This is a genomic window from Mesorhizobium sp. M7A.F.Ca.CA.001.08.2.1, assembly GCF_003998455.1.
Taxonomy (GTDB): domain Bacteria; phylum Pseudomonadota; class Alphaproteobacteria; order Rhizobiales; family Rhizobiaceae; genus Mesorhizobium; species Mesorhizobium ciceri.
The window spans coordinates 1-840 of the sequence record NZ_RZPW01001301.1; the positions used below are offsets into that span (position 1 = coordinate 1).

The window sequence follows — 840 nt, forward strand, 5'->3', positions numbered from 1 at the left end:
GGCAGGAAGGGCAAGCGCGATCTTGTCGAAGTTAACGCGATAGGAGCGCTTGTCGGGTCCGGCATCGGACGCGAACTCAAGCCGGCAGCCCGGCACGACCTCGGCGACAATCTCGGCGATGTCGCGGATCCTGTAGTTGTGGTCCGTCTGCCCCACATTGAAGGCCTCGTTGTGAATGGTCTCGCGGGGCGCTTCCAGCCCGGCAATGAACGCCCTGGAAATGTCCTCGATATGGACGATCGGCCGCCACGGCGTTCCATCGGATTTCAGCAGGATGACGCCCTTGGTGACCGCCCAGGCCACGAGATTGTTCAGCACGATGTCGAAGCGGAGCCGGGGAGAGAGGCCATAGGCCGTGGCGGGACGGAAATAGGTGGGAGAGAAGCTGCTGTCGGCCAGTTCAGAAATGTCCCGTTCCGAAAGCACCTTGGACCAGCCGTAGGGCGTGACCGGCTTCAGTTCGCCCGTTTCGTCCACCATCCCGTCGCCGGCCTGTCCGTAATTGCTGCATGATGAGGCGAACAGGAAGCGCGACACGCCGGCGTCCTTGGCCGCCTTCGCGAAGCGGACGCTGCCCTTGTGGTTGATTTCGTAAGTGATGTCCGGATCAAGGTCGGACAGCGGATCATTGGAAAGAGCCGCCAGGTGGATGACGGCATCGACCCCTTCGAGGTCGCGCGCATCTACGTCCCTGACGTCTTTTTGGATTGAAGCAATTGAAGCCCGCTGGCCCCCTGCTGTAAAGGTGCAGCGCCGGTAGAGATCGCTGTCATAGCCCGTCACTGAGTGCCCTGCACGCAACAGCATCGGCACCATCACCGAGCCGATATAGCCTTGATG

1 protein-coding gene is annotated in these 840 nt (G+C 61.3%); it reads right to left on the reverse strand.

Annotation, left to right across the window (positions count from 1 at the left end; all coding sequences use genetic code 11):
- The coding region (locus EN914_RS36980; RefSeq protein WP_164779241.1) for an NAD(P)-dependent oxidoreductase at window positions 1-840 on the reverse strand (840 nt) is incomplete at both ends.